The 1,743-nt window shown below is 53.2% G+C and carries 1 rRNA gene; it reads right to left on the bottom strand.

The window, feature by feature from the left end:
* Positions 1–47 precede the first annotated feature (47 nt).
* A 16S ribosomal RNA gene (locus EAE92_RS24005) occupies positions 48–1,592 on the bottom strand.
* Between the last annotated feature and the right edge of the window lie 151 nt (positions 1,593–1,743).

Raw genomic sequence — 1,743 nt, 5'->3', positions numbered from 1 at the left:
CTTTCATCAGACAATCTGTGTGAGCACTGCACTCAACCTATCTCAGGTAAGGAGGTGATCCAACCGCAGGTTCCCCTACGGTTACCTTGTTACGACTTCACCCCAGTCATGAGCCACAAAGTGGTCAGCGCCCTCCTCTCGGTTAAGCTACCGACTTCTTTTGCAACCCACTCCCATGGTGTGACGGGCGGTGTGTACAAGGCCCGGGAACGTATTCACCGTAGCATGCTGATCTACGATTACTAGCGATTCCGACTTCATGGAGTCGAGTTGCAGACTCCAATCCGGACTACGACAGACTTTGTGTGTTCCGCTTGCTCTCGCGAGGTCGCTTCACTTTGTATCCGCCATTGTAGCACGTGTGTAGCCCTACTCGTAAGGGCCATGATGACTTGACGTCATCCCCACCTTCCTCCGGTTTATCACCGGCAGTCTCCTTTGAGTTCCCGCCATCACGCGCTGGCAACAAAGGATAAGGGTTGCGCTCGTTGCGGGACTTAACCCAACATTTCACAACACGAGCTGACGACAGCCATGCAGCACCTGTCTCTCAGTTCCCTAAGGCACTTCGCCGTCTCCGGCAAATTCTGAGGATGTCAAGAGTAGGTAAGGTTCTTCGCGTTGCATCGAATTAAACCACATGCTCCACCGCTTGTGCGGGCCCCCGTCAATTCATTTGAGTTTTAACCTTGCGGCCGTACTCCCCAGGCGGTCGATTTAACGCGTTAGCTTCGGAAGCCACAGCTCAGGGCCACAACCTCCAAATCGACATCGTTTACAGCGTGGACTACCAGGGTATCTAATCCTGTTTGCTCCCCACGCTTTCGCACCTGAGCGTCAGTCTTCGTCCAGGGGGCCGCCTTCGCCACCGGTATTCCTCCACATCTCTACGCATTTCACCGCTACACATGGAATTCTACCCCCCTCTACGAGACTCCAGTCAACCAGTCTTAGATGCCATTCCCAGGTTGAGCCCGGGGATTTCACATCTAACTTAATTGACCGCCTGCGTGCGCTTTACGCCCAGTCATTCCGATTAACGCTCGCACCCTCCGTATTACCGCGGCTGCTGGCACGGAGTTAGCCGGTGCTTCTTCTGCGGGTAACGTCAAAATCCAGCTCTGTTCAAGCTACATCCTTCCTCCCCGCTGAAAGTACTTTACAACCCGAAGGCCTTCTTCATACACGCGGCATGGCTGCATCAGGCTTGCGCCCATTGTGCAATATTCCCCACTGCTGCCTCCCGTAGGAGTCTGGGCCGTGTCTCAGTCCCAGTGTGGCTGGTCATCCTCTCAGACCAGCTAGGGATCGTCGCCTAGGTAGGCCATTACCCTACCTACCAGCTAATCCCATCTGGGTTCATCCGACGGCGTGAGGCCCTTTCAGGTCCCCCACTTTGGTCTTGCGACATTATGCGGTATTAGCCACCGTTTCCAGTGGTTATCCCCCGCCCTCGGGCAGATCCCCAGACATTACTCACCCGTCCGCCGCTCGTCAGCAAAAGCGCGAGCGCTTTCCTGTTACCGCCCGACTTGCATGTGTTAGGCCTGCCGCCAGCGTTCAATCTGAGCCATGATCAAACTCTTCAATTCAAAGTTTGACGCTCAAAGAAATCTGACTGATTATTTCGTAATGAATTAACTGTTGTTCACTCTTCAAGACTTTAAAACGTATTTTTTTGTGATACGGTCTTGTGAGTGCCCACACAGATTGTCTGATTAATTGTTAAAGAGCAGGCTGAAT

The sequence above is a fragment of the Photorhabdus hainanensis genome, from assembly GCF_018448965.1.
GTDB classification, from domain to species: Bacteria; Pseudomonadota; Gammaproteobacteria; order Enterobacterales; family Enterobacteriaceae; genus Photorhabdus; species Photorhabdus akhurstii.
The sequence above is the reverse complement of the archived record's forward strand: the minus strand, read 5'-3'. Positions and strand labels throughout refer to the sequence as shown.